Origin of the sequence: Undibacterium sp. Ji49W, from assembly GCF_049340205.1 — a bacterium.
Lineage (GTDB): Bacteria > Pseudomonadota > Gammaproteobacteria > Burkholderiales > Burkholderiaceae_D > Undibacterium.
The window spans coordinates 184,630-207,962 of sequence record NZ_JBMPOW010000006.1 but is presented as its reverse complement, the minus strand read 5'-3'; the positions used below and the strand labels follow the sequence as shown (position 1 = coordinate 207,962).

The following is a 23,333-nucleotide window of genomic DNA, read 5'->3' as shown; positions in this document are numbered from 1 at the left end:
TTTAAAAAATGTGGTCATGAGATAAGTAAAAGAGAAGCGAATATACAGTTCGGAATATGCAGCTCGTTTTAATTTTTCATGATGAAAAAAAACCAGCCATCTGGTCAAGAATGGCTGGCATGAACTACTGCGCTTTCCAAAACGCCCTACAAATTAATTCTTGATTGATACACCAACAAAGTAACGACGACCGGACCATGCCAGTTCATTTGGACGAGAAATGTCACCAGCATCAGTAATATTCGCCTGATCAGTCAGATTTTTCCCTTCGAAGGAGAACGTAACGAACTGGTTGTAACGATATTGGAATTTAGCATCCAGATAACCAGTTTTCTCGATAAAGTTAGGATTTCCAGACACGTCATTGGTACCTGTGTAATAGCGGTCACGATAGTGATAGGCAAGACGTGCATTGAACTTGTCCTTGTCATACCACAGGCCCAGATTGTAAGCATTTTTAGACAAACCGGCGTAAGGCAGGATGGAGTTATCCAGCGGATTCAAACGTTCTGTACCTGGTGCATATGTGAAAGTCATGCGGGTATAGTTGGCGTCAACACCAAAACCACTGAGGAAGCCTGGCAAGAAAGTCAACGCTGTTCTGCCTGCCAACTCAACACCACGTGTCACAGCACCTGGATAGTTGATCGGCATTTTAACGTCCCACAATGTACCGTCTTTGAACAGATCCACATTTTTTACGTTGGTCGATACACTGTTACCAACCGTGATGTTTTTACGGAACAAGGCAAGGCTGAGTTGGCTATCCGCATTTGGATAATATTCCAGACTCAGATCGGTATTGGTTGCCTGGAACGGTTTCAGAGAAGGATTGCCGGCCGTGCAATCATCCGTACCGTCGCCACCAAACTGGGCAGCGCCACTATTTTTTGTACATGTTGCATTGGGGACGATATCCAGAATTCTAGGACGCGCCATGACCTTGCCCCAGCCGACACGCACCAGGAATTGATTTGGTATCAGCCATGCACCTGCATTAAAGCTAGGCAATACATTTGAATATGTATTATCTATGCTGGTAACAGAGTTAGACAGAATAACTGTGTTGAACGTCGTGGAGCCAGGTGTTTTTTCAACGTTGATCTGTTGTTTGAACAAACCTTGAGAAACGTCACGTGTTTGTGTATAACGAACACCGATATTACCGAAGATATCTCTGCCGAACAATTCAGTATCAAAGTCCGCACGCAAGTAAGTAGATTTAACTTTTTCGTCTACGACATAGGCAGGTATCTGCGGATACATTTTGCCATCACTACCAGGTGCGTTATACAGGTAATCATGATTGAAATGTGTCAAGTCAAAATTACCAGGAACGACTGAAAATGATGGGGCAACCCAATTTGCAGGTACATTTCCTGCGCCACTATAGCCCTTGAAAAAAGTTCCTGTCGAAGTCGAGAATGCAGACTGTGCCAAAGCAGCCATGGCAGAACCATTAATCGACTTGGTCCACGCATTGAGATCAGCCAGATTTGTAGGGCCAACTGTCGCACGTACCGTGTTGGTTGTATTCAGCGGGTCGTAGCTATATGTCTGATTGATGTTTGCGGTTTGTACATACACGTCGTCTGCAGTGCTTACCAAATCGTTTCCTGCGCTTGCCAGATAACCGCCACCATTGTACTGGCTGGATTTTGCTCGCTGTGCCTGCACACCAAACCAGATACGCGACAGGAAATCCATATTCAGCTTGTATTTAAAATCAAGCTTGAGTTGGTCTTCCTTGTTGATCGTTTCTGACGGACGATACTGCAACTGAGCTGATATATACGAATTAGGATTCGAAGGGTTGTAGCCAGAAGGGAAAGTAAAATGCGGCAATCCTGAGGAATCAAGATTTACCTGTAGCCCTGGTGCATTTTGTGTCAATATCAGATTGTTCGAATCGCTGCTGTAAGTCGATTTTGCCGAAGAAATCAAACCATCAATATCCAGTTTTTCACCTTTATAGTTGAAACCGGCTGTCGTGTACTTTGAATCAATCTTTAATGCATAATCGCGCAACGATGTACTGAAAGCACCCTGACCGCCATTTGGTGAAGCTGCGCTACCCGGTACCAGGCAGTTGCCCAATACATACTGGGTAACGATATGATTCTCCACAACCATGCCCGCTGGAGTGGTCGTTGTAGAAATCGGTGTGCATGAACCACCAGTTGGTACAGCAGTGGTCGCATTATAGGTAGGCAAAGTGCCAGTACTGGACAAGCGTGATGTCGCGCCAAAGTCTGTGCCGTAATTGTAATCACGCAGTCGTTGGTTCTGAATGTTGGTTTGATAACTGGCCCAGGCATTCAGTCGGTCAGTGAATTTGTATTGCGCTGTCAACTCAGCCGATGTTCTTTCATGATCACGTTCCCAGATACCGTAACGGGCAATCTGTGGTGAATAATCATTCCATTGAGATACGCAGCTAGCCTGTAGCGCAGTTGTTGCCGCTGCCGCAGTTTGCGTCGCATTCGCCGGAGCACTCAGGTTGGAGCAATTTGCTTTGGTCGTTACGCCTGCCAGGACCGGGTCTATGCTGGGAACAGTTTTGTCAGCAGAAAAATCCCAGTCACGCAAATAACGCCACGAGGTATTTCGCGAAAAGTCACCGCGGGTTAATACCTTGTCGTAAATAATGTTCGCCATCAGGCCAAGTCGGCCGTCCAGGAATTTGTCAGTGATGAAAAAGTTGGCGCGTGGTTGTACACCACCGCGTTGCGGTGCCTGCTCACCAGCGATACTGCCAACGATAGTCATTTTCTTGAAATCGAGTGGCTTGCGTGTGGTGATTTGCACCGAACCACCAATACCGCCTTCAGTCATATTGGCAGTCACGCCTTTGATGACGTCAATCGAAGAAATCAGTTCGGCAGGTAATTCACGCAGATCGGCACCACGACCGGCTCCACCGGTCGTACTCAAGACGGATACACCGTTAACTTCGATACGGTTCAAATCCGGTTCAACACCACGGATGGAAACACTGGTACCTTCACCAAAGGAACGTTCGAGCTGCACACCCGTCACACGCGACAATGCTTCACCGACGTTTTTATCAGGGAACTGACCAATGTCTTCAGCAACGATGGAATCGGCAACAGTGTCTGCACGCAATTTTCTGTCAATGGCTGAAGCAACCGATTTACGTGTTCCAGAAACGACAACGACCTGATCTGCCTGTTCCTTGGTATCGGCTGGCTTTTTTGTTTCTTGTGCCATGCCCGAATTGGCAGCCATGACAGACAGTACAGCCAATGCTGTACCTTTGAGTTTAGGATTGAAAAATACTTTCTTGCTGCGGTTATCTAACACGATTATCTCCTCCGGTTGTCGGCCATGTATTGGCTGTGTTATTGGCTGTGTTCCGACCATCGATTTTGGTCTGTCGTTAAAACAAGCACATTCAATGAAATCGATTCTAAGTGATGATGAATTCCGATTGGCAACTTGAAAAAAAGAATCAAGAAAGTGATTGGTTTTTAAGCAGAAAATTGATCGTTTCAGACGAGAAAATATAGAAATAAGCAAATACGTTTTTTGAATTTTTATGTATTTTCATGCGCTGCAACATGTTTTATTGAAAATAAAAACAGATGCTGAGGTGAAGATAAATTCGCTTAATTTTTCATCACACCGCCCGCAAAACTATACCCAGCTTAGTTTCCGCATAGCAAGCGAAGAGAGAGATGTTGTGTACTGGGTGAAGCGCAGAGAGAAATTATTTATTCGCGCGTTGCAGTGCCAACTCGCGTAAAACATCGAGCATGGCTTGCGCACCCGGCGAGAGACGATGTTGCTTTCTGGTGACAATTCCATAGGCATCCATGCGCAATCCAAGATCATATGGGAGCACAGTGAGCAGATTTGAATCAAGATAAGTCTTGATCAGGTCTTCTGGCAAGGCGACGATCATGTCACTGGCCATCAACAAGCTGGTGATCACCGGCAGCGACAGGGTTTCAACCGTTTCTGTCGGCTGATCAAGCCCATGAGATAAAAATAAAGCGGTCAGACGATCGCGCAAAATACTGCCCCCTGGGGGCAGTATCCAGGCTTCCTGCGCCAGATCTTCCAGTGTTAATTTTTTGCGTTGTGCAAGTGGATGTGTGCTGCGAGCAATCAGGCTATGCGGCTCATCGGTCAGCGGTTCGAAATTCAATTCCGCAGCGGATTCTGTGTCCAGAATACGTCCTATGACCATATCCAGTTCACCGGCGCGCAAACGTTGTATCAGTATCTTGCTGGTATCAACCTGTATCGCCACATGCAAACGCGCATGACGTGATTTTAGCAAGGTTACCGCTTGTGGAATCAGGTTGGTAGACGGCGTCATCACGGCACCAATCGATACGCAACCACTTAAACCGGACAGGAGTTCCATGACTTCTTGATGTGCCGCATCCATTTCTGCCAATGCGGCACCAGCACGCCGTATCATGATCTCGCCATACCAGGTAGGTGCTATCCCCCGTGGCAAGCGTTCAAACAATTGCACACCCAGCGCATATTCAAGCTCGGTCAATAACTTTGACGCTGCTGGCTGGGTCAGATGTGCTGCTTCAGCAGCATGAAAAATGGAACCATGCCGGCCCAGTTCGACCAGCAACACCAGGTGTCGTGTTTTTAAATGTGTACGAACAAAACGATCAGGGCTGGAGTTGCTCATGGCATCAGCGATATGGAATAGTGGTCAGGTGTTAATCATGGTATAGCTGTGATCGACCTCCATCAATCAAGATGTCGGTGGCATTAATAAAACGTGCTTCATCACTGGCAAGGAATACCGCAGTATAGGCGACTTCTTGCGGCTCACCTATACGGCGACATGGCAAAATATCAGCCTGCCGTTGTTGTTCTGCCACGGGGTCAGGGCAACTGGCAAACCAGGACTGTATTGCCTCGGTCATGATCAACCCGGGTGAAATCGAATTCACACGTATTCCGCGTGCGGCATATTCTATGCCCAGTGAGCGTGTCAGCCCTATCAATGCATGTTTTGCCACCGGATAAGGGAAGCAGCCAGGTATGATTTTATGGCCGTGTACCGATGCAATATTGATGATGCTGCCAGCACCCTGTGCCAGCATGGCTGGCAAGACAGCGCGGGTAGTATTCCATGCACCTTCAAGATCGACAGAAAAACAACGCTGCCACTCTTCATCACTCATTTGCAAAGGGTCTGCAAACACATTCATGCCGGCATTGTTGACCAGTACATCCACTTTCCCGAATCTTGCCAGGGTCTGCTCCACCACGGACCGCATTGCTGCTGCATCGGCTACGTCACCCTGAATGAAAAAGCAGTTTTCACTACCGAGTTCTGCGATGATGCGCGCCGCTGCTTCATCATGTTTGTGGCTATTCAAAACAACCAGCGCACCTTGCTGCAAGAACAAACGTGCAATCGCAGCACCTATGCCCATTGTAGAGCCTGTAACTATCGCGACTTTACCCTGTAGCCTGCCAGTTCCGGCAGTATTCATTTGCGGAGCTTGATCAATCATGATTTACGTGTCGCATGGCTTTTCAACTGATCCAGCAGCACGGCAGCCAGCAAGATAAAACCACGCATCAGATATTGGTAAAAAGCGTCAACATCCAGCAGGTTCATGACATTTTCCACTGTCCCCATGATCAATACACCAACCAGCACACCGGATATTCTGGCCTTGCCACCTTGCAGGGATACGCCACCAAGTACACAGGCAGAAATAACATCCAGTTCAAAGCCTTGTGCAGAATTTGGCTGACCACTCGTGATGCGCGAAGCCAGGATCAGACCAGCCAATGCAGTCACCAGTCCCTGCAAAAGGAAGATCCATATGCGCAAACGTTCTACCCGTATACCGGCCAGACGCGCTGCATCCGGATTGCCACCTATCGCCAGCGTATTACGACCAAAAACTGTATGATTCAGCAGCACGCCAAATACCAGAAAACAAGCGGCCACTACCAACACAGGATAAGGCAAGCCAAACAGGCGTCCATCACCAAAACTGATGAAAGTCTCATTGGAAATACCTACTGCCTGCCCTTTGGAGACGATAAAAGCAAGACCACGCACCATCAGCATGGTGGCCAGTGTCGCGATCAGGGCATTCACACGCAAATAAGCAATCAGCACGCCGTTGCCTGCACCGATCATGGCACCGGCCAGCAAGCCGCCACCGACTGCCAGTGTGATGCTTTGTGTACGTTCCAGGATAATTGCGCCTAATACACCAGAGAATGCAATGGTAGACCCGACCGACAAATCAAAGTCACGCGATGCCAGGCACATCATCATGGTGCAGGCGACCATACCAATTTGCGCGACCGAAAGCATCAGCCCGACGATATTGGTAGTCGAGAAAAAGTTCTCTACCGTGAATGACAACACCACGAAGAGTAAGGCGTACGCCAGAGGCATGCTCTGTTCCTGTAACCAGTGTTGTGTAGTTTTCATACCTGTACTTTGCTTGAGTGTTGGCTGCTGGACTGCTGGTTCATTATCTGCCTGTGCAGGACTGAGAGAGGACATGAATGATTCCTGAAAAAAATTATGTGGTTTGCATATCCGGCAAAGCCAGACCAAGCACTGCTGTTTCGTTTGCCTGCGCACGTTCAAGCTGACCGCTGATCTGCCCTTCGCGCATGACGATGATGCGATCACAGATGCCCAAGACTTCAGGCAATTCGCTGGATACGACAATGACACAGCAACCGCGCTCTGCAACTTCATGAATGATGCGATAGATTTCGTTTTTGGCACCGACATCAATGCCACGTGTGGGTTCATCCAGTATCAATACTTTCATGCCGGGTTCAGCCAGCCAGCGTGCCAGAATAACTTTTTGCTGATTGCCACCGGACAGCAAACGAATTTCCTGTTCACGGTTCGGAGTCTTGATTTTTAATCTCTGGATAAAGCGATCAGCCAGTTCTGCTTCGCGTTTATGCCTTAAAAACAAACCACCTAATAATCCATGACGACGACAACTGATGTTGATATTTTCGGCCACCGATGCCTGTGCCAGAATACCCTGCTCTTTGCGGTCTTCCGGGCACAGGACAATGCCTGCTTCAATCGCAGCGGCAGGCCCATTATTAGAAACTGCAGCGCCATCCAGTACGACACTGGAACCACCACCACGTTTATCAACACCATACAAGAGTCGCATCAACTCGCTACGACCGGCACCAACCAGACCAAAAAACCCCAATACTTCGCCACCGCGTACGCTGAAATCCTGGCCAGTGGGAAGTGCATCCCCCTTCAATTGCCGGACCACCAGTCTTTCAGACTGAATTGCCCTTGGGCGGTAATCATAGATATCGCTGAGTTCCCGCCCGACCATGTCATTGATCAGCACGTCACGCGGCACATCGGCCATGACGGGATGAGTGACGATCTTGCGACCATCACGGAAAATCGTGCAGGCATCACACAGCGCATACAATTCTTCCAGCCTGTGCGATATGTAGATAATGGTACGCCCAGCCGCTCGCAGGTCACGTATCAGGCGGAACAGAATTTCACTTTCACGATACGACAGGCTGCTGGTCGGCTCATCGAAAGCAATGACTTGCGCATCCTGCAACAAGGCTTTGCATATTTCTGCCATCTGGCGCTGGGCAATCGACAAGTCACATAACCTGGCGTCCGGATTCAAATCCACACCCATCTGCTGCAAACGTTGGCTAACCATGCGCCGCGCTTCGTTTCTGTTCACAAAGCCCAGCTTTTGAGGAAGACGCCCCAATAACAGATTTTCTGCTACGGTTAATTCGGGAACATATTGCAGTTCCTGGTGAATGACTGCTATCCCCGCTGCAATGGCATCGCCAGCGGAGGTGAAATGGCAGACATTCCCATTCAGCAAAAGGCGTCCACCGTCAGGCTTATATTGCCCACCCAGTATTTTCAACAGGGTGGATTTACCGGCACCATTTTCACCAAGCAGGCCGTGAACGGTACCGGCATGTGCTTCAAAACTGACGCCGTTGAGTGCTTTCACACCCGGGAAGAATTTACAGACCTCTTCAAACTGAAGAGATGGAACCTGAGATGACGACATGGCAGGTAATATCCTAAAGTCCGAATTCGGCGCGGACATCGGCCTGATTGCGACGTGTCATCAATACACCGGTAGTCAGAGTCAAGGCTGCTGGCACCTTGCTCTCGGCAATCCATTTATACATATTGACCGAGGTTTCATAGCCATGGCGCTTGGGGCTGATCAATACCGTGCCATAAAATCCGGTAGGGCTGGGTTTGGCAAATTCATTCAATGCAGTTTTGCTGCCACCTATGCCGATACCTATCACGGCATCATTGCGCAGCCCCCTGCCCTCTGCTGCGCGGACGGTTCCCAGGACGGCTTCATCATTCATGCCGAACACAACCCAGCGCTTGAATCTGGTTTGCTTGGTCAGCGCAATATTGGCGGCATTGAATGCACTTTCGGTATCAGTTTTCGCCTGCGCTGCATCGACAATATTTGCCACCGGAAAACCCGCGGCCTTCAATGCATCCACGGCACCCTGGGTACGTTCACGTGCGGTCGGCAACTGGTCAAAGGCCATGCGCATGGCACCAACTTCAGTCATATTCCAGCCACGTGATTTCATTTCTTCTATCAGCCCCTGGCCAACCTGTTTGCCAATTTCATAGGCAGAGATACCCATATGTGGAATCGATGCGATCGGTTTTCCACTACCATCGACAAGCTGATCATCTACCGACATCACTTTCAGGTTATTTCGTTTGGCAGCACGTTCAACTGCCATACCCAGCTTGACATCCGGCGCGCATATCACAAAGCCCTGGGCTTTTTGCGCTGCCAGATTATCGATGGCGGCCATCATTTTTTCACCATTGGCCACACCAATTTTTACCAGGGTGAACCCTTTTTCCTTGGCCGCCTGTTCCGCGTAGCGCCATTCATCCTGGAACCATGGTTCTTCCGCCTGCTTGACGAGGAAACCTATTTTTACAGGGTCAGCCGCCTGTGCAGCCGAAACCGCAGCCAGGCCAAGAAAACCTGCAGTCAGGGTCGCACCTATCAGTTGCGAACAGACTTTTTTTATTGCGTTTTTCATTATCATTGTCTCTTTATTGTTTTAGGGACTGGCTGCAGTACTGCGCCAGCATCGTTGTCATCAAATAAGGTATCGGGAACGGCAAGCGGTTCATCCATCTGCAATAGAAACAGACTGCCTGCACCGGGCATGCGCAACAGTTCTTCAGCACTCATTTCCTGGCGGGCACTTGCCACCATAAGCTGGTCACCATTGGCACCGCCAAAAGCCGGGCAAGTTGGATTTTTTGTGCCAACCGACAGCCTTTGCAAACGACGCCCGTCCGGCGCGTACTGCGTGACACTGCCCGCACCCCATTCGGCATTCCACAGACAACCATGACTGTCTATCACGGAACCATCCGGATAGGCTCTGTCGTCATCGGGTATGGCAAACAGGCGGATATTATCTACCCTTGCCGACTCTGCATCATAATCGCATTGCTGGATACGGCGCGTCAGCGTATCGGTAAAGTACATGGTCTTACCGTCAAGACTGAAGCAAATGCTGTTGGCAATTGCCACTGCCGGCAAAGCCAGGCGGCGCAGACCATACTGCATGGAAAACTGGTAAAAGCTGGCGATGGGACGTTTTTCAGCCGCCTCATTCATGGTGCCAAACACAAAATAACCGCGTCTGTCAGTACGGCCGTCATTGACACGTGTACGTGTTTCTGCCGGATCAACTGCCACCAGTGACTGCACAGGTAATTGCAACGCAGTAGTGCTTGTTGCACCTGCGCTTACAGGGTTGGCTGATGTCGCCCCAGGATTTTTTGGCGGACTGGTAAAGCACAGTCGCTTCGCCAGGCCGAGCAGCATGCGTCCTGACTGGCAGTGCGCAAACGAACCCAGCCGGTCAGGTAATTTATAGGTAGTCACGGCCTTGCCCGGCGACCAGGCTTGCAAAGTCGCGGCCTCGATATCGGTCCACCACCAGCTTCCTGTCGCACCATGCCAGCCGAGGCCTTCGCCCAGAGTTGCATGATGAGTCACCGCTTGTTGCAGGCTGGCCTTATCGCTGGCTAATGACTCGTTTTGAAAAAGCGGATTGACTAACATAGACTTCCTGCAAACAGGCCCATCGAACACAAGGGCAATTAAAATCCATCATCCATATCTGGCCTGGCCAGACTTGTCACTAGAGACTGCACGCTAACTTATTGAATAACTTATCCAATAACTTAAGCAATAAGATAGCAAGCGAAGCTATTCCGAACAAATGCAATTTTAAGAATTATCTATATCCAATTGGAATAGATATTCACAAATAATCAACTACTTGCTTACAGAGCTGCATTACCCTTGGACTGCTCTCTGATCGCAGCAACAAATCTGCGGGCCTGCTGTTGTACTGCCGCCGCATCCATACCGGGCTTGTACAGTGCAGAGCCCAGACCAAAGCCGCTGACGCCAGCTTGCAGATAGGCTTGCATGTTGTCAGGGGTAATGCCACCAACAGGCAGCAAACGCAGAGTGGATGGCAATACCGCCCGCATGGCGCGCACGATAGGTGGCGTGATCAACTCAGCCGGGAAAAGTTTGACCGCATCAGCACCGGCATGCAGAGCAGCAAATGCTTCCGTCAGTGAACATACGCCAGGCACACAGTACAGGCCCTGTGCCTTGGCTTCACTAATGACTTGCGTATCAGCATGCGGCATGACAATCAGACGTCCACCTGCATCACGCACCTGCCTTACTGCATCGGTGCTCAATACCGTACCGGCACCACACAAGGCATCTTCAGGCAGGCTGCGACTGAGCAGGCTGATTGATTCAAGCGCAGAAGGTGAATTCAACGGTACTTCTATAATGCGAAAGCCGGTTTCGTACAAGCCAAGGGCAATGGCCTGCACTTCTTCCGGCCGTATGCCACGCAGAATGGCAACCAGGGGTAAAGCGGTAAATGCCTGATCAAAACTGATAGGGGAAGTTGTCATGTACTGTTTTCCAGATAAGGTAGATGCAGGGGTGAACGGGAATCACACCAGACGGGCAACACTTGCCAGTTGCCACAAGCCAGCAGGTGCAGTATTGACCAGCACGGCATCGGGCTTGACACCCAGGTAGGACAAAGCCCGTGCGTAACGAGCACACAGAGACGCTTCACCGATCAATATCAGGGGAGCATGACCCAGACCATGTGTCGAACGCCATTGCAAACCAGCCAATATTTCATTACCAATCAGCAGGCCAGACAAATAATCTGGTAAGCCAGCAGGCGGCATATCGCCCATCAGACCCAGGGTACGCACACTGAACAGTTGATGACCAAGGCCCTGCCCCAGCATTTTGCGTGCAGCATCCAGGCCCGCTGTAAAGCAAACTTCTTCAGTTTCGGTCTTGCCTGTCGCAGCATCCGATGCTATTGGCATTAATCGGCCCAGCACTGAATGCTGTTTAAGCACGGCAAACAATTCACCTGTCATATGGGTGGCAAAGGCATGCACTTGTCCATCGACGATACTGGCCCATTTGGAATGCGTACCCGGCATGACTATGCATGATTGACTGGCCCAGTCGGACTGCCCTTGCAGGGCACCAACGATTTGCGTTTCTTCGCCACGCATGACATCAGGCGCCCCACCTTCAGGCCGGTACAACAAGCCGGGCAAAATGTGCAGGCTGTGGGGTGCTGCCAGCAAACTGCCGGTATCAACACGAACAGCGTTACGCGCAATATGCTGTGCATCTGCCGGGCAATTCACATAGGGCACTTCTTGCCAGCCATGCTTGCTGCCCACCATGCCACATGCCAGCAAAGGCGCGTCAGACCAGGTCGTCAACCAGTCGCCGGCAAGTTCCTGCAAGGTGCGCATATAACCCGCATTCCCACCCTGTATGACGGAAACGCCGGAGGCCGCTTCACGATTGCCGATGAGCCGTCCATTCTCGCTCATCAAAAAAATCCGCAAACCTGTACTGCCCCAGTCGATACCGATCAGACGCACGTCTTCCTTGCCACTCAAGGGAGCGATGTCCTTGCTGCGTTCCATATTCAGTCCTACCATTCTGCAACACTGCCATCCGCATGACGCCACAACGGATTACGCCAGTCAGGGGCACGCAGGCTGGCTTCTTTTACGCGCTCTTCATCAATTTCCACGCCCAGGCCCGGTTTCGGCAAGGCAGCAATATAGCCATCTGTAATACGCAAATCTTCGCGGTTGATGACGTAATCAAGCAACTCCGCATCCTTGTTGTAATGGATGCCCATGCTCTGCTCTTGCAAGACGGCGTTATGGGCGACAAAATCCAGTTGCAGGCAGGCGGCAAGGGCAATCGGCCCCAGCGGACAATGTGGCGCCAGAGCGATGTCATAGGCTTCTGCCATCGCGGCAATTTTATGGCATTCAGAAATACCGCCTGCATGGGACAGGTCAGGCTGAACAATGGCAATGCCACCCTCCTGGAAGACGCGTTTGAATTCAAAGCGTGAATACATGCGTTCGCCTGCTGCCAGTGGTATTGAAGTACTTTCTGCCAGGCGCGGATAATATTCGGCCTGCTCTGCCAGCACCGGCTCCTCAACAAACAGAGGGCGATACGGTTCCAGAGCACGCAACAAGACCTTGGCCATGGGCGCAGCCACACGACCATGAAAATCAATGCCGAATTCGATCTGGCTACCAAATGCTTCACGAATCTCGGCAATACGACCCACTGCGGCATCAACTGCGGCAGCACTGTCGATGATGCCGAATTCTTCCGTACCGTTCATCTTGAAGGTATCAAAGCCCGCTTCGCGCAGCCGGCGGATATCCGCGATCACGTCAGCAGGACGGTCACCGCCCACCCAGCTATAGGTCTTCATGCGATCACGCACCAGGCCACCCAGCAATTGATATACCGGTACACCCAGGGCTTTACCTTTGATATCCCACAAGGCCTGATCAATACCCGCCATGGCGCTCATGAGGATGGCACCACCACGATAAAAGCCACCACGGTACATGACTTGCCACAGGTCGTTGATGCGGGCCGGGTCTTGCCCTATCAGGTAAGGTGCAAATTCCTGTACGGCTGTTTCTACAGTGCGGGCCCGTCCTTCAATGACAGGCTCGCCCCAACCGACGATACCCTCATCGGTTTCTATCTTCAGCAACATCCACCTTGGAGGAACACGGTAAGTAGTCAGTTTTGTTATTTTCATGACGCAATGGTTTGGCAAGTGAAGTCATGAGTGTAGATGGGCACTCATGATAAGAAATATGAATTAACTAGCCCAAAGTATATGAATTTGGAATAGCGACGAACATGGCTATACAAAGAAAAGCAAAGGTCGTCCGCTTTCGATGAATCCGTTTTTCTTACCAGGTGGGATTACCCGAACGCGTTGCGGATGACGAATTCATCTTCAGACCTGTGATTTTCAGTGTATAGGCGGGCGATGCAGGCAGGTTTTGCGGCATTTGTAGCCTCAAACCGGCCTGATCACGTACGAATGCCAGATTTTCTGCCCAGCCCAGCAAGCTGGTCTGGCTTATTTTTCCTGACACGGTCGTTGTGGATAATGGTGCAATCAACAATTCTGCACCAGGTTTTGCACCGATGATGATGGCATACAGGTTGTCCTCTTTTACGGTGAAACGGATATGAGTGCCTGCCTCATTGCGGCCACCACCTGTGCCAAAGCTGGTCCAGCTATGCGTGCCGTAAATTGCCTCGCCATTCACCGCAAGCCATTCGCCAATGCCAAGCAAGGTGTCTTGCTGCTCCAGCGGAATGCTGCCGTCTGCCCTGGGCGAAATATTCAACAGCAAGGTACCGTTCTTACTGACTGTGTCGGCCAGTTTGGCAATGATGCTGGCGGGGCTGGCGATCTTCATGCCTTCGGTATAGCCCCAGGTGCTGCCTATGGGTTCATCTACCTGCCAGGCACCAGGACGAATGCCGGAAGGCGATCTTTCTCCGATTTTTTCAAAATCGATGATGGAAGCGATCGTCTCGGTATTTTGATTGCTTGGCGAATACGCTGCTTTTTTAGTGCTCAGGGAAACTTCTTTCCCCCACTGACTGGCGCGATTGTAATAATAGGCTGCAATCTGCAATTTCAGCGGATCAAGATAACGCTGGTCAATACCATTATCAAACCACAACATGTCTGGCTGATATTTATCTATCAGCTCCACATTGCGCAGATACCAGTCCACCAGAAATTTTTTGCATGCCTCGTCACTACGGTCTGCGACGTTATAAAAGTCAGCCCATTCAGGATCATACAGATCAGCTTTTTTCGCTTTCAGCCTGGCTACCAGATCAGCAGGCGGATTAATGAACTGAAAATTCTCTATCCCATGATTGGAAACCCCGAACTTCAAACCCTGCGCACGCACAGATTTGGCCAGTTCACCGATCAGGTCACGGGCAGGTCCCATCTGTTTGGCATTGAAACGCGTGACGGCGCTATCCCACATAGCAAAATTATCATGGTGCTGGGCACTGGGAATAACAAACCTGGCACCCGATTTTTTGAGCAGGCTTGCCCATTCGTCAGGATCAAATTTCTCCTGCCTGAACATGGGGATGAAATCCTTGTAGCCAAATTTTTCCTGATCACCAAAATGCGTGACATGCCATTGCCTGTCAGCGCCATACATATGTTTTTCATACCACTCATTGTGATGCGCCGGAACAGAATACAGCCCCCAGTGCATAAAAATGCCAAACTTCGCTTCATTGAACCAGGCAGGCACCTGATAATTTTTCTTTAGCGAATCCCAGTTGGCCTGGAACGGCCCTGGCACCTTGCTGGCTGGCAGTGCGGCAACGGCTGCCTGCACCACTTCCAGCCTGGTTTCCGGTGCCATATCATAGCCCTGAGAATTGCCGCCGGATGCATATTGATCCGGTACTCTTGCCGATACCGGCGAGGCAGATATTGCCGTAACCATCAAGGAAAAAATCAGCAAAAACCTGTTTTGACGACGTAAAACACGATGAGTGGGCATAGGAAAGTGGTAGGGAATGACTCAATGGATAAGGATCGCCTGCTGCCAGTATCGGATGAAGATCAAGCATTGATCGTCAATCCGACACTGATCAATGCTTGCCACTGCCGCTAAGCGTTTTCGTTTTACAAACTCTCTCGTGCAACCTGTTTGCGCTGGGTATCTGCCAGGCCACTACAGTCTTTTACTGAAAATTCTTTCACATCCTGTAGACTGAAACCTGGCGTGCCTGCTTGCTGAGGAAAATTCACCTGACCAAAATAAGCGCGGTTCACGTCATGCAAAACAAAGGCCGGCCGGCTGTCGGGTTGCTTGCAGGTGATATCCACGTGATGCAAGTCCAGATTCTTGACATGGCGCGCAAACAAGCCATGTGCAGGGCTCAGACCAAACATGCTCGGTTCAGGATAACTGCCAGCATTTTCCGGCGGATTGGCAGGTACTTTACTGATGTCGCCACCACCCTGATGCAGCACATGTACATTGCTGATGCGCACATCTTCTATCGGGTAGCCAGGCACGCCACTGATAATGGATGCGTAACGCGAATCGGCACCGGACACCACGATATTGCTGATATTGATGCGTCGTATGGCACCAGTTACTGCCCCATCAGGTGCGCGCAAACGACTACCCAGCCGAATGAACAGTGGCGGATTGGTTAAATCACGCATGGCCAGGTTGCTGACGGTAATATCTTCAATGACGGCACCGTCAACACTCTCGATGGCCAGGCCACGACAACGCTCGAACACGCAGTTGGAGATTGTTATATTGCGAAAGCCACCGTTTGACTCTGTACCCAGCTTGATGCGGCCAGCAACACCCTCCTTGTCTGGCGCGAATTCCTGCTTGCGCTGAAAACTGCCATCCAGGAAGGTACCCAGATCAAAACCGGACACCTGGCAATTAGTGATACTGATGTTTTCGGTAAAGCGTTTATATCCCAGCGCAAACGAACTCTTGAGGCAAATCGCATCATCATTCGGAGAATTGATACTGCAATTGGAAATATGAACATTGCGACAACAGTCAATATCAAATCCATCCCTGTCCGTATCCACTTTCAGGTTATCTATGGTCATATTGTCGGTGCCGGTCGCCAGCAAGGCAAAGTGACCGCCATTAAAAATACTGATGTCGCGCAAAATGACATTTTTACAGTTTTTCAAGGCAATCGCCTTGTTGCCTTTGCCTATCATATCGGCACCGTAAGGCTTGCCACTGCCACGCTCGCCGTGCGGATCACTATCACCCAGGCTGGAAGGCATGTCGCCAGGTTTGGGTACACGACGTGGCCCCGGGCCGGCATGGGTCAGGCCAGCACCATAGATAAGACCGGTACCCAGAATGGAAACATGCTCCAGATTCTCACCCCAGATCAGGCTGTTATGCCAGTGACTATGGCCAAAATCCTGATAGGCATCCCACTCATTCGGTTCTGCTGCATCGTAACTGCCACCATGCTTTGCCGGATCAGCCGCAATCAGTGTGGCGCCAGCATCCAGATGCAGGCTGACATGGCTTTGCAGGCGAATGGAAAAACTCAGGTATTTACCCGCAGGGAAAAACACTGTTCCGCCACCTGCTGCTGCCGCTGCGGCAATGGCACGGTTAATGGCATCGGTATCTGTCTTTTTACCGTCGCCGCCAGCACCGTAAGCCCTGACATTGAAATTACCTGCAAGATTCGCATTTGAAGCTGATTTTTTTTGTGCCATTGCTGGCAGTGCATACACGGGTAGCGTAGCGACCACAGCGCCCGTACCAAACATGCGCAAAAAGCCGCGTCGCAATGGCGATGATGTCTGCTTATTCAATCTTTTGTCTCCGGCTGATCTTTTTAAAATAGACTTTTCATGGCATTTTTTCTTTTTATCCATGCAAATTATCATTCGAGGTTACCATTAAAAAACAAACGAACGTCCAGTCAGAATGTTCAACTTGATGATTAATATTGAGCAAAGCGAGACTGATTTCGCCTGAATGCGCAAAACCAATCGTGCGAAGAACAGTTAATTAACTGCTTATATTCAATTGGTTGACAGGAAAATACAAATATCCCGCCATTGCTCAGAAACGTGATTACATGAAGCAAACCTGCTCAGTTTTGTTGACATGCCCCTTCCTGAAATTGATACTCAAAATAATAAGCTGCATTTCAAGATAGTAATCAAGATAGTAATGCGGCCATAAAAATAGAGACATCTCACACTAAGCCTTATCAAATCAAGCTTCTATGCCAGATGGCCATGGCTCATTGCCAAGTGTGGGCATTCATCTACTCATTCCCAATTCTTTGTTTGACTATGCGTCAGAAGGAACATGATGAACTCAGTAGTGCGATTCGGATTGACCATGCTGGTATTGACTTGCAGCGCGGTACATGCTCAGCCACAAAATACAGCGCAAACTCAAAATCCGCCACAAAGCCCACCTGTGACCGGCGATGCCCTGATGGACAGTTTCGGGCTGACCAGTACCAACAAAGTACAGACCAATAGTACGGTTGCCCCACCAAATGCCAACCCCAAAGTGATTCCGCTCAAGGGTGACACCAGCTTCCTGATGTCAGCCTTTCCTTCTACATCACAAAACAAGCTCAGCCTGTTTACTTCTTACGACGGCACCAGTTTTGCACCGCTAGCTTCTGAAGCGTATACGCCGCCACAAGGCCTGCTGCGTGACCCATCCATTTTGCATGCAGATGATGGTTATTATTATGTGATTTACACTACCGGCTGGGCTGGCGATACGTTTGGCGTTGCCAAAAGCAGTGACCTGCGCCATTGGCAGCATGTACGTGACGTGCGTCTGCAATTGCCGGATGTGAATGCCAAAATCAGCAATGTCTGGGCACCTGAATGGTTCACCGACAGTGATGGTACTGTCCACATTGTCGTGTCCATATCCACGCAGGGAACCAAGGGGCCGTTTGGGGCCTACGTGCTGCATGCGCTGGACAAAACATATGCCAATTTCTCGCCAGCCCAGGCCATGGCAGGTCTGCAAAATAATTATATTGATACTTTCCCCGTCAAGGATGGGTCACGCTATGTGGTTTTCACTAAAAATGAAACCAGCAAGTACATAGAAATGGCGACAGCCCCTGCCCTTGCGGGTCCATGGAAAGTGGAAAAAGCGGGTGACTGGGCAGGCTGGGGCAAGCCTTCGGAAGGTCAGGCCCTGGTCAAGCTGAAAAATGGCGGCTGGCGCATTTACTTTGACGACTATACGACCAAGCATTACTGGTATTCCGACAGCAAGGACAATTTCAAAACCTGGACAGCCAAGCAGGAACTCGGTGGCGTATCGGGTGCGGTACGCCACTTCACCGTCATCAGTGAACCGACCAAAGTCCTGGAGCAAGCCATTGCCGCGAAATCACCGGCGAAAAAGATCACCTGGGATAAACACTCGCTGATGATAGACGGCAAAAGGGAAATGATCTGGGCCGGTGAATTTCACCCTTTCCGCTTACCCAATCCCTCACTGTGGCGTGATGTCATACAGAAAATGAAAGCCACCGGACTCAACACGGTAGCCATCTACTTTGACTGGGGTTATCACTCGTCACGCCCGAATCAATATGATTTTTCCAGCATACGTAATGTAGAACTGGCGATAGAAATGGCAGAACAGGAAGGCATGTATGTCATTGCCCGCCCCGGCCCCTATGTAAATGCTGAACTGACACTGGGTGGCTTTCCTGGTTATCTGGCCAGGCAAAAAGCAATTGCCCGTACTGATGCGGCCGAATATATGCAGTCTGCAGATGAATGGCTGACCCAGATTGACGCGATTATCGCACGCCATCAAATCACCACTGGTGGTGGCACTGTCATTGCCTATCAGCTGGAAAACGAGTTATCCAATACATCGGATACGCATAAGCGCTACATGCAGCATCTGGCAGACAAAGCCAGGGCAGATGGCATCAGTGTACCGCTGTTCCACAATTCTGCCGGTCGTCTGCCGAACTGGACGCCACCCAATTCCAGCGCGCCCTATGCAGTGCCTGGCCCCACCGATTTGTACAGTTTTGACGGTTACCCCGGTGGTGGCTGTACCAATACCAAAGAAATTGGCAAACCGAATGTCGTGCCCAACTGGGGCATGTATGGTGAAATTCCTGCCAATACAGGAACCGGGCCAGTCAAGATTGGCGCCCTCGCCTCGCCAAATACACCAGGCTTTGCAGCAGAAATGGGCGGCGGCTGGTTTGATTTCTGGGGCAGCGTCGGCACCTATGACTGCACCGCGCAACGCACCGGATCGAATTATGTGCGCACGTTCTACGGTGCCAATTTGATCAATGGCATTTCCATCCATTCCGTCTACATGATGTATGGTGGCACATCCTGGGGCTGGCTGCCTGCGCAGGTTGTATATACGTCCTACGATTATGGAGCAGCCATCGACGAAGGCCGTGGCTTGCGTGAAAAAGCCCTGACACTGAAGCAGATGGGACATTTTGTAGAAGCCGCCAAATCTGTGTTGAGCGCTATGGATAAAGGCGAGACAATCAGCACCTACAATCCTGCGGTCAGGCTGTATCACAATATCAGCCCGGTAAATGGCTCGCACCTGATTTTAGCCATCCATACCAAGACCGATTCAACTACGGAAGAATTATTCAGCTTCAAACTCACCACGCGCGATGGCAGCTATCAGATCCCGCAGGCAGGTACTTTGCGCATCAAGGACCAGAACGTCAAACTGCTGCTATCTGACTATGCAATGGAACGCCAGCATCTGGTCTACACCACATCCGACACCCAGACCCACCTGCAGCAGGATGAGCGCGATATCGCCTTGCTGTATGGCCGCAAGGGCGAGGATGGAGAAACCGTATTACGTTATCAATCAGCGCCAAAGGTCGAAGTACTGGAAGGTGCAGCCAATGCAGTGTTTGATCAGAAAACAGGCGATCTGCGATTGAATTACGTACACAATAATTTGATACGCGTACGCATCAGTGGTGGTGGCAAAGCAGATTTACTGTTGTTGCTGGCAGACGATGAAACCGGTCGCAATTTCTGGCGCCAGGAAACTGCACATGGCCCGGTCCTTGAGCGTTCGCCAGCACTGGTGCGCCAGGCCAATGTGCAAGGCAACACCCTGCACCTGAGTGGCGACACCCACGAAAGCAGTAAGCTGGACATATGGGCACCAAAAGCCGTCACACAAATCACCTGGAATACTGTCGCCATCACCAGCAACAGGAATGCCGACGGCAGTTTGTCGACTGAGCCCCTGGCTGGCCCTGCTGACATTGTTTTACCAAAACTGATGCAACAGACATGGATGCGTCGCATGGATTCGCCAGAGGCTGCCAAAGTCTTTGATGACAGCAAATGGCGCAAGACTGACCTGACCACCACGGCTGCAACCGTGAAGACCACACCTCCTGCTGGCCAACCCATACTCAGCATGAGTGATTATGGCTTTCACCATGGCGATGTCTGGTACCGTGGCAATTTCAAGGTTCTGGCCGGAAAACCAATGCCTGAACAATTGGAAATCAGTTATGGTGGTGGTGGCGCAGGCTTTATGCAACTGTGGCTGGACGGTGTCTACATCGGTGAAAATGAAATGCCAACCGGAAAACCCAAGCCAGATAACTGGGGCACAGCCAACTTCAAGCTACCCGCCGAAGCATTGCATGCAGGTGAACATGTACTGTCGGTCATGGTCAGAAATAATTCCCACAACTGGGATCTGGCGGCGGATGACGAGCATAAAGTCGCACGTGGCTTGATCAGTGCGTCGCTGACGCATGACATTAAAGAGAAATTTGCTACACCTATCAACTGGAAAATCCAGGGCAATAAAGGTGGTGAAGAAATCGCCGATCTGGTGCGTGGGCCTTTGAATAACGGCGGTCTATATGGTGAACGTGCAGGTTGGTATTTGCCGGTCAGCAGTAAGGCCGATTCCAAACCAGACAGCGGCGGCTGGGAAAAAGCCAGTCCGGATGCAGCACCACCAGCAGCTGGTACGTATTGGTTACGTACCAATTTCACACTGGATATGCCGGCAGATCATGACGTGCAACTGGGTCTGGCCATAGGCGATACCAGCCAGCCACGTTCTGACCGCAGAAACCGTGTCCTGATTTTCGTCAATGGCTGGAATATGGGGAATTTCATTTCGCATATAGGCCCCCAGCGTCTATTCATCCTGCCACCAGGCATATTGAATCCGAATGGTGAAAATACGCTTACATTGGCAGTCAGTACCGACGGCAAGGCTGCGAATGCGCTGGAAGCACTGGAATTGGTCAAGATACGCGCCGCCCGTGGCGGTGCGCCGCTGGAGCTGGTACCAAGCCCTTCCAACCTGCAACGCTGATGACAAACGGGAAATCTGCACCCATGAAAATCCATCATGTATTGACCGGCGCTCTGGTATTCGCCAGCCTGGCTGGTGTTTGCAGCAGTCAGGTGCAGGCCGAAGCGACCACCACCGCCGTTAAAGCGAAAGCCGTCAGCCTTGCCAGCGCATCGCCGCGCGGCAAGCAGATGGAAAAGCTGGATCGCGGTGTCGTCGCCATCAATACCGGAAAAAGCAATTTCATCAGCTGGCGTCTGCTGGGAACCGATCCTGACAATATCAGTTTCAACATTTATCGCGGGCAGGACAAATTAAACCGCGTACCCCAGCGTTTAACCAATTTCACCGATGATGCAGGCACAACCGCCAGCAGCTACACCGTACGCCCGGTCATAGACGGTGCCGAATTACTGGCAGATGCCCCAAAAAGCACGTGGAGTAATTTGTACAAAACCATACCGGTACAAAAACCTGCTGATGGCGTCACACCCAATGGATCTGTCTATAGCTACGTGCTAAACGACGGCTCAGCCGCTGACCTTGATGGCGATGGTGAATACGAACTCATCGTCAAATGGCAACCCACCAACGCCAAGGATAATTCCCAGGCTGGCTACACCGGCAATACCTACGTAGATGCCTACAAGCTTGATGGAAAACTGTTGTGGCGCATTGATCTGGGCAAGAATATACGCGCTGGCGCACATTACACCACCTTCCTGGCGTATGACTTTGATGGTGATGGCAAGGCAGAAGTCATGATGAAAACTGCTGATGGCACCGTAGATGGCAAAGGTAAAGTCATAGGCAATGCTGCTGCCGATTATCGTAACGATAAAGGCTATATTTTATCTGGCCCTGAATACCTGACTGTTTTCAACGGCATGACGGGTGCCGCCATGGCCAGCACAAACTATATCCCGGCACGTGGTGATGTCGCAGCCTGGGGGGATGCCTATGGCAACCGGGTGGACCGCTTTCTTGGCACGGTGGCATTTCTGGATGGGGAACGTCCAAGCGCTGTCTTTTCGCGCGGCTACTATACCCGCGCAGTGATTGCAGCCTGGGACTGGCGCGATGGAAAACTCACCAGCCGCTGGACATTTGACAGCGATATCGAAGGTGGCCCGGTCAATCACCAGGGCGCACACTGGATGTCGGTCGCTGATGTGGATGGCGATGGCAAGGACGACCTTATCTATGGCGCTGCCACGGTAGGCAGCAACGGAAAAATGCTGTACAGCACGGGCCTGTGCCACGGTGATGCCCTGCATGTAGGCAAGCTTGACCCCAATCGCCCAGGGCAACAAATTTATATGGTGCATGAAACACCAAGTTGTTATGGCCCGCATGGCCTGGAAATGCATGATGCCGCTACCGGCAAAATACTCTGGAGCGTAGATGGCCAAGGTGCCGATGTGGGCCGTGGTGTCTGCATGGACATAGACCCGGCTTACCCTGGTGAAGAATGCTGGGGATCAGTCGGTGGCCTGATGAGTGCTGGCGGTGTGGAAATTTCACCCCAGCACCCGCGACGCGTCAACTTTGCTATCTGGTGGGATGGTGAGTTACTGCGTGAATCGCTGGACGGTACCCTGATAGAAAAATGGAACCCCAAAGCCTTCGCCTTCGAGCGTTTGCTGAATGGTGCAACCTACAATGCAGCATCCAATAATGGCACCAAATCCACACCTGTTCTATCGGCTGACTTGTTTGGTGACTGGCGCGAAGAAGTCGTCTGGCGCAATAATGACAGCACTGCCCTGCTGGTATTCAGCAGCACCATACCGACAGTGCACCGCATCACCAGCCTGATGCACAACCCACAATACAGAATGCAGGTGGCAGGACAAAATGCCGGTTACAACCAGCCACCTCACCCGAGTTTTTATCTGGGTGATGGCATGACTTTGACCAAACCAGAGCTTATTTATACACCTTGATATCTCCTGAAGCTTCATGATCATCATTA

14 protein-coding genes are annotated in these 23,333 nt (G+C 50.7%); 2 read left to right on the top strand and 12 right to left on the bottom strand.

Features of this window, described 5'->3' with window-relative positions; translation table 11 throughout:
* Positions 1–153: 153 nt before the first annotated feature.
* The 12 genes from ACO0LK_RS09615 to ACO0LK_RS09560 all read right to left on the bottom strand — a co-directional run bounded on the left by ACO0LK_RS09615 (position 154) and on the right by ACO0LK_RS09560 (position 16,845).
* Positions 154–3,324: a TonB-dependent receptor gene (locus tag ACO0LK_RS09615; RefSeq protein ID WP_422974438.1), complete on the bottom strand. Its 3,171-nt coding sequence runs from the start codon at positions 3,322–3,324 to the stop codon at positions 154–156.
* 406 nt (positions 3,325–3,730) lie between these two features.
* Positions 3,731–4,678, bottom strand: coding sequence for a LysR substrate-binding domain-containing protein (locus ACO0LK_RS09610; protein ID WP_422974436.1), 948 nt, complete (start codon positions 4,676–4,678; stop codon positions 3,731–3,733).
* A 31-nt stretch (positions 4,679–4,709) separates the two neighbouring features.
* Positions 4,710–5,516, bottom strand: coding sequence for an SDR family oxidoreductase (locus ACO0LK_RS09605; RefSeq protein ID WP_422974434.1), 807 nt, complete (start codon positions 5,514–5,516; stop codon positions 4,710–4,712).
* Positions 5,513–6,532 (bottom strand): L-arabinose ABC transporter permease AraH, encoded by a 1,020-nt coding sequence (gene araH, locus ACO0LK_RS09600; protein WP_422974432.1) that lies wholly within the window; start codon positions 6,530–6,532, stop codon positions 5,513–5,515. The genes ACO0LK_RS09605 and araH overlap by 4 nt, the downstream gene beginning before the upstream one ends.
* 19 nt (positions 6,533–6,551) lie before the next feature.
* Positions 6,552–8,069 carry an L-arabinose ABC transporter ATP-binding protein AraG gene (gene araG / locus ACO0LK_RS09595; protein WP_422974430.1) on the bottom strand — a complete coding sequence of 506 codons (1,518 nt, stop codon included), beginning with the start codon at positions 8,067–8,069 and terminating at the stop codon, positions 6,552–6,554.
* 13 nt (positions 8,070–8,082) lie between these two features.
* Positions 8,083–9,093 carry an arabinose ABC transporter substrate-binding protein gene (locus ACO0LK_RS09590; RefSeq protein ID WP_422974428.1) on the bottom strand — a complete coding sequence of 337 codons (1,011 nt, stop codon included), beginning with the start codon at positions 9,091–9,093 and terminating at the stop codon, positions 8,083–8,085.
* A 2-nt stretch (positions 9,094–9,095) separates the two neighbouring features.
* A complete protein-coding gene (locus ACO0LK_RS09585) occupies positions 9,096–10,133 on the bottom strand; it encodes an SMP-30/gluconolactonase/LRE family protein (protein ID WP_422974426.1) in 1,038 nt (345 codons plus the stop codon).
* A gap of 224 nt (positions 10,134–10,357) precedes the next feature.
* The gene (locus ACO0LK_RS09580; RefSeq protein ID WP_422974424.1) at positions 10,358–11,014 is read right to left on the bottom strand and encodes a 2-dehydro-3-deoxy-6-phosphogalactonate aldolase; all 657 of its coding nucleotides are present in this window, start codon (positions 11,012–11,014) and stop codon (positions 10,358–10,360) included.
* Between the two features lie 42 nt (positions 11,015–11,056).
* Complete coding sequence (locus tag ACO0LK_RS09575; protein WP_422974422.1) at positions 11,057–12,070, bottom strand: 2-dehydro-3-deoxygalactonokinase; 1,014 nt, start codon at positions 12,068–12,070, stop codon at positions 11,057–11,059.
* 8 nt (positions 12,071–12,078) lie between these two features.
* A complete protein-coding gene (gene dgoD, locus ACO0LK_RS09570) occupies positions 12,079–13,227 on the bottom strand; it encodes a galactonate dehydratase (protein WP_186946460.1) in 1,149 nt (382 codons plus the stop codon).
* A gap of 157 nt (positions 13,228–13,384) precedes the next feature.
* Entirely contained in the window at positions 13,385–15,025 is a 1,641-nt protein-coding gene (locus tag ACO0LK_RS09565; RefSeq protein ID WP_422974420.1) for an alpha-L-fucosidase, read from the bottom strand.
* Positions 15,026–15,150: 125 nt separating this feature from the next.
* Positions 15,151–16,845, bottom strand: coding sequence for a rhamnogalacturonidase (locus ACO0LK_RS09560; protein WP_422974418.1), 1,695 nt, complete (start codon positions 16,843–16,845; stop codon positions 15,151–15,153).
* Between the two features lie 508 nt (positions 16,846–17,353).
* Here ACO0LK_RS09560 and ACO0LK_RS09555 point away from each other — a divergent pair.
* Positions 17,354–21,379, top strand: coding sequence for a beta-galactosidase (locus tag ACO0LK_RS09555; RefSeq protein ID WP_422974416.1), 4,026 nt, complete (start codon positions 17,354–17,356; stop codon positions 21,377–21,379).
* Positions 21,380–21,402: 23 nt separating this feature from the next.
* Complete coding sequence (locus tag ACO0LK_RS09550; protein WP_422974414.1) at positions 21,403–23,304, top strand: rhamnogalacturonan lyase; 1,902 nt, start codon at positions 21,403–21,405, stop codon at positions 23,302–23,304.
* The last annotated feature ends 29 nt before the right edge of the window (positions 23,305–23,333 follow it).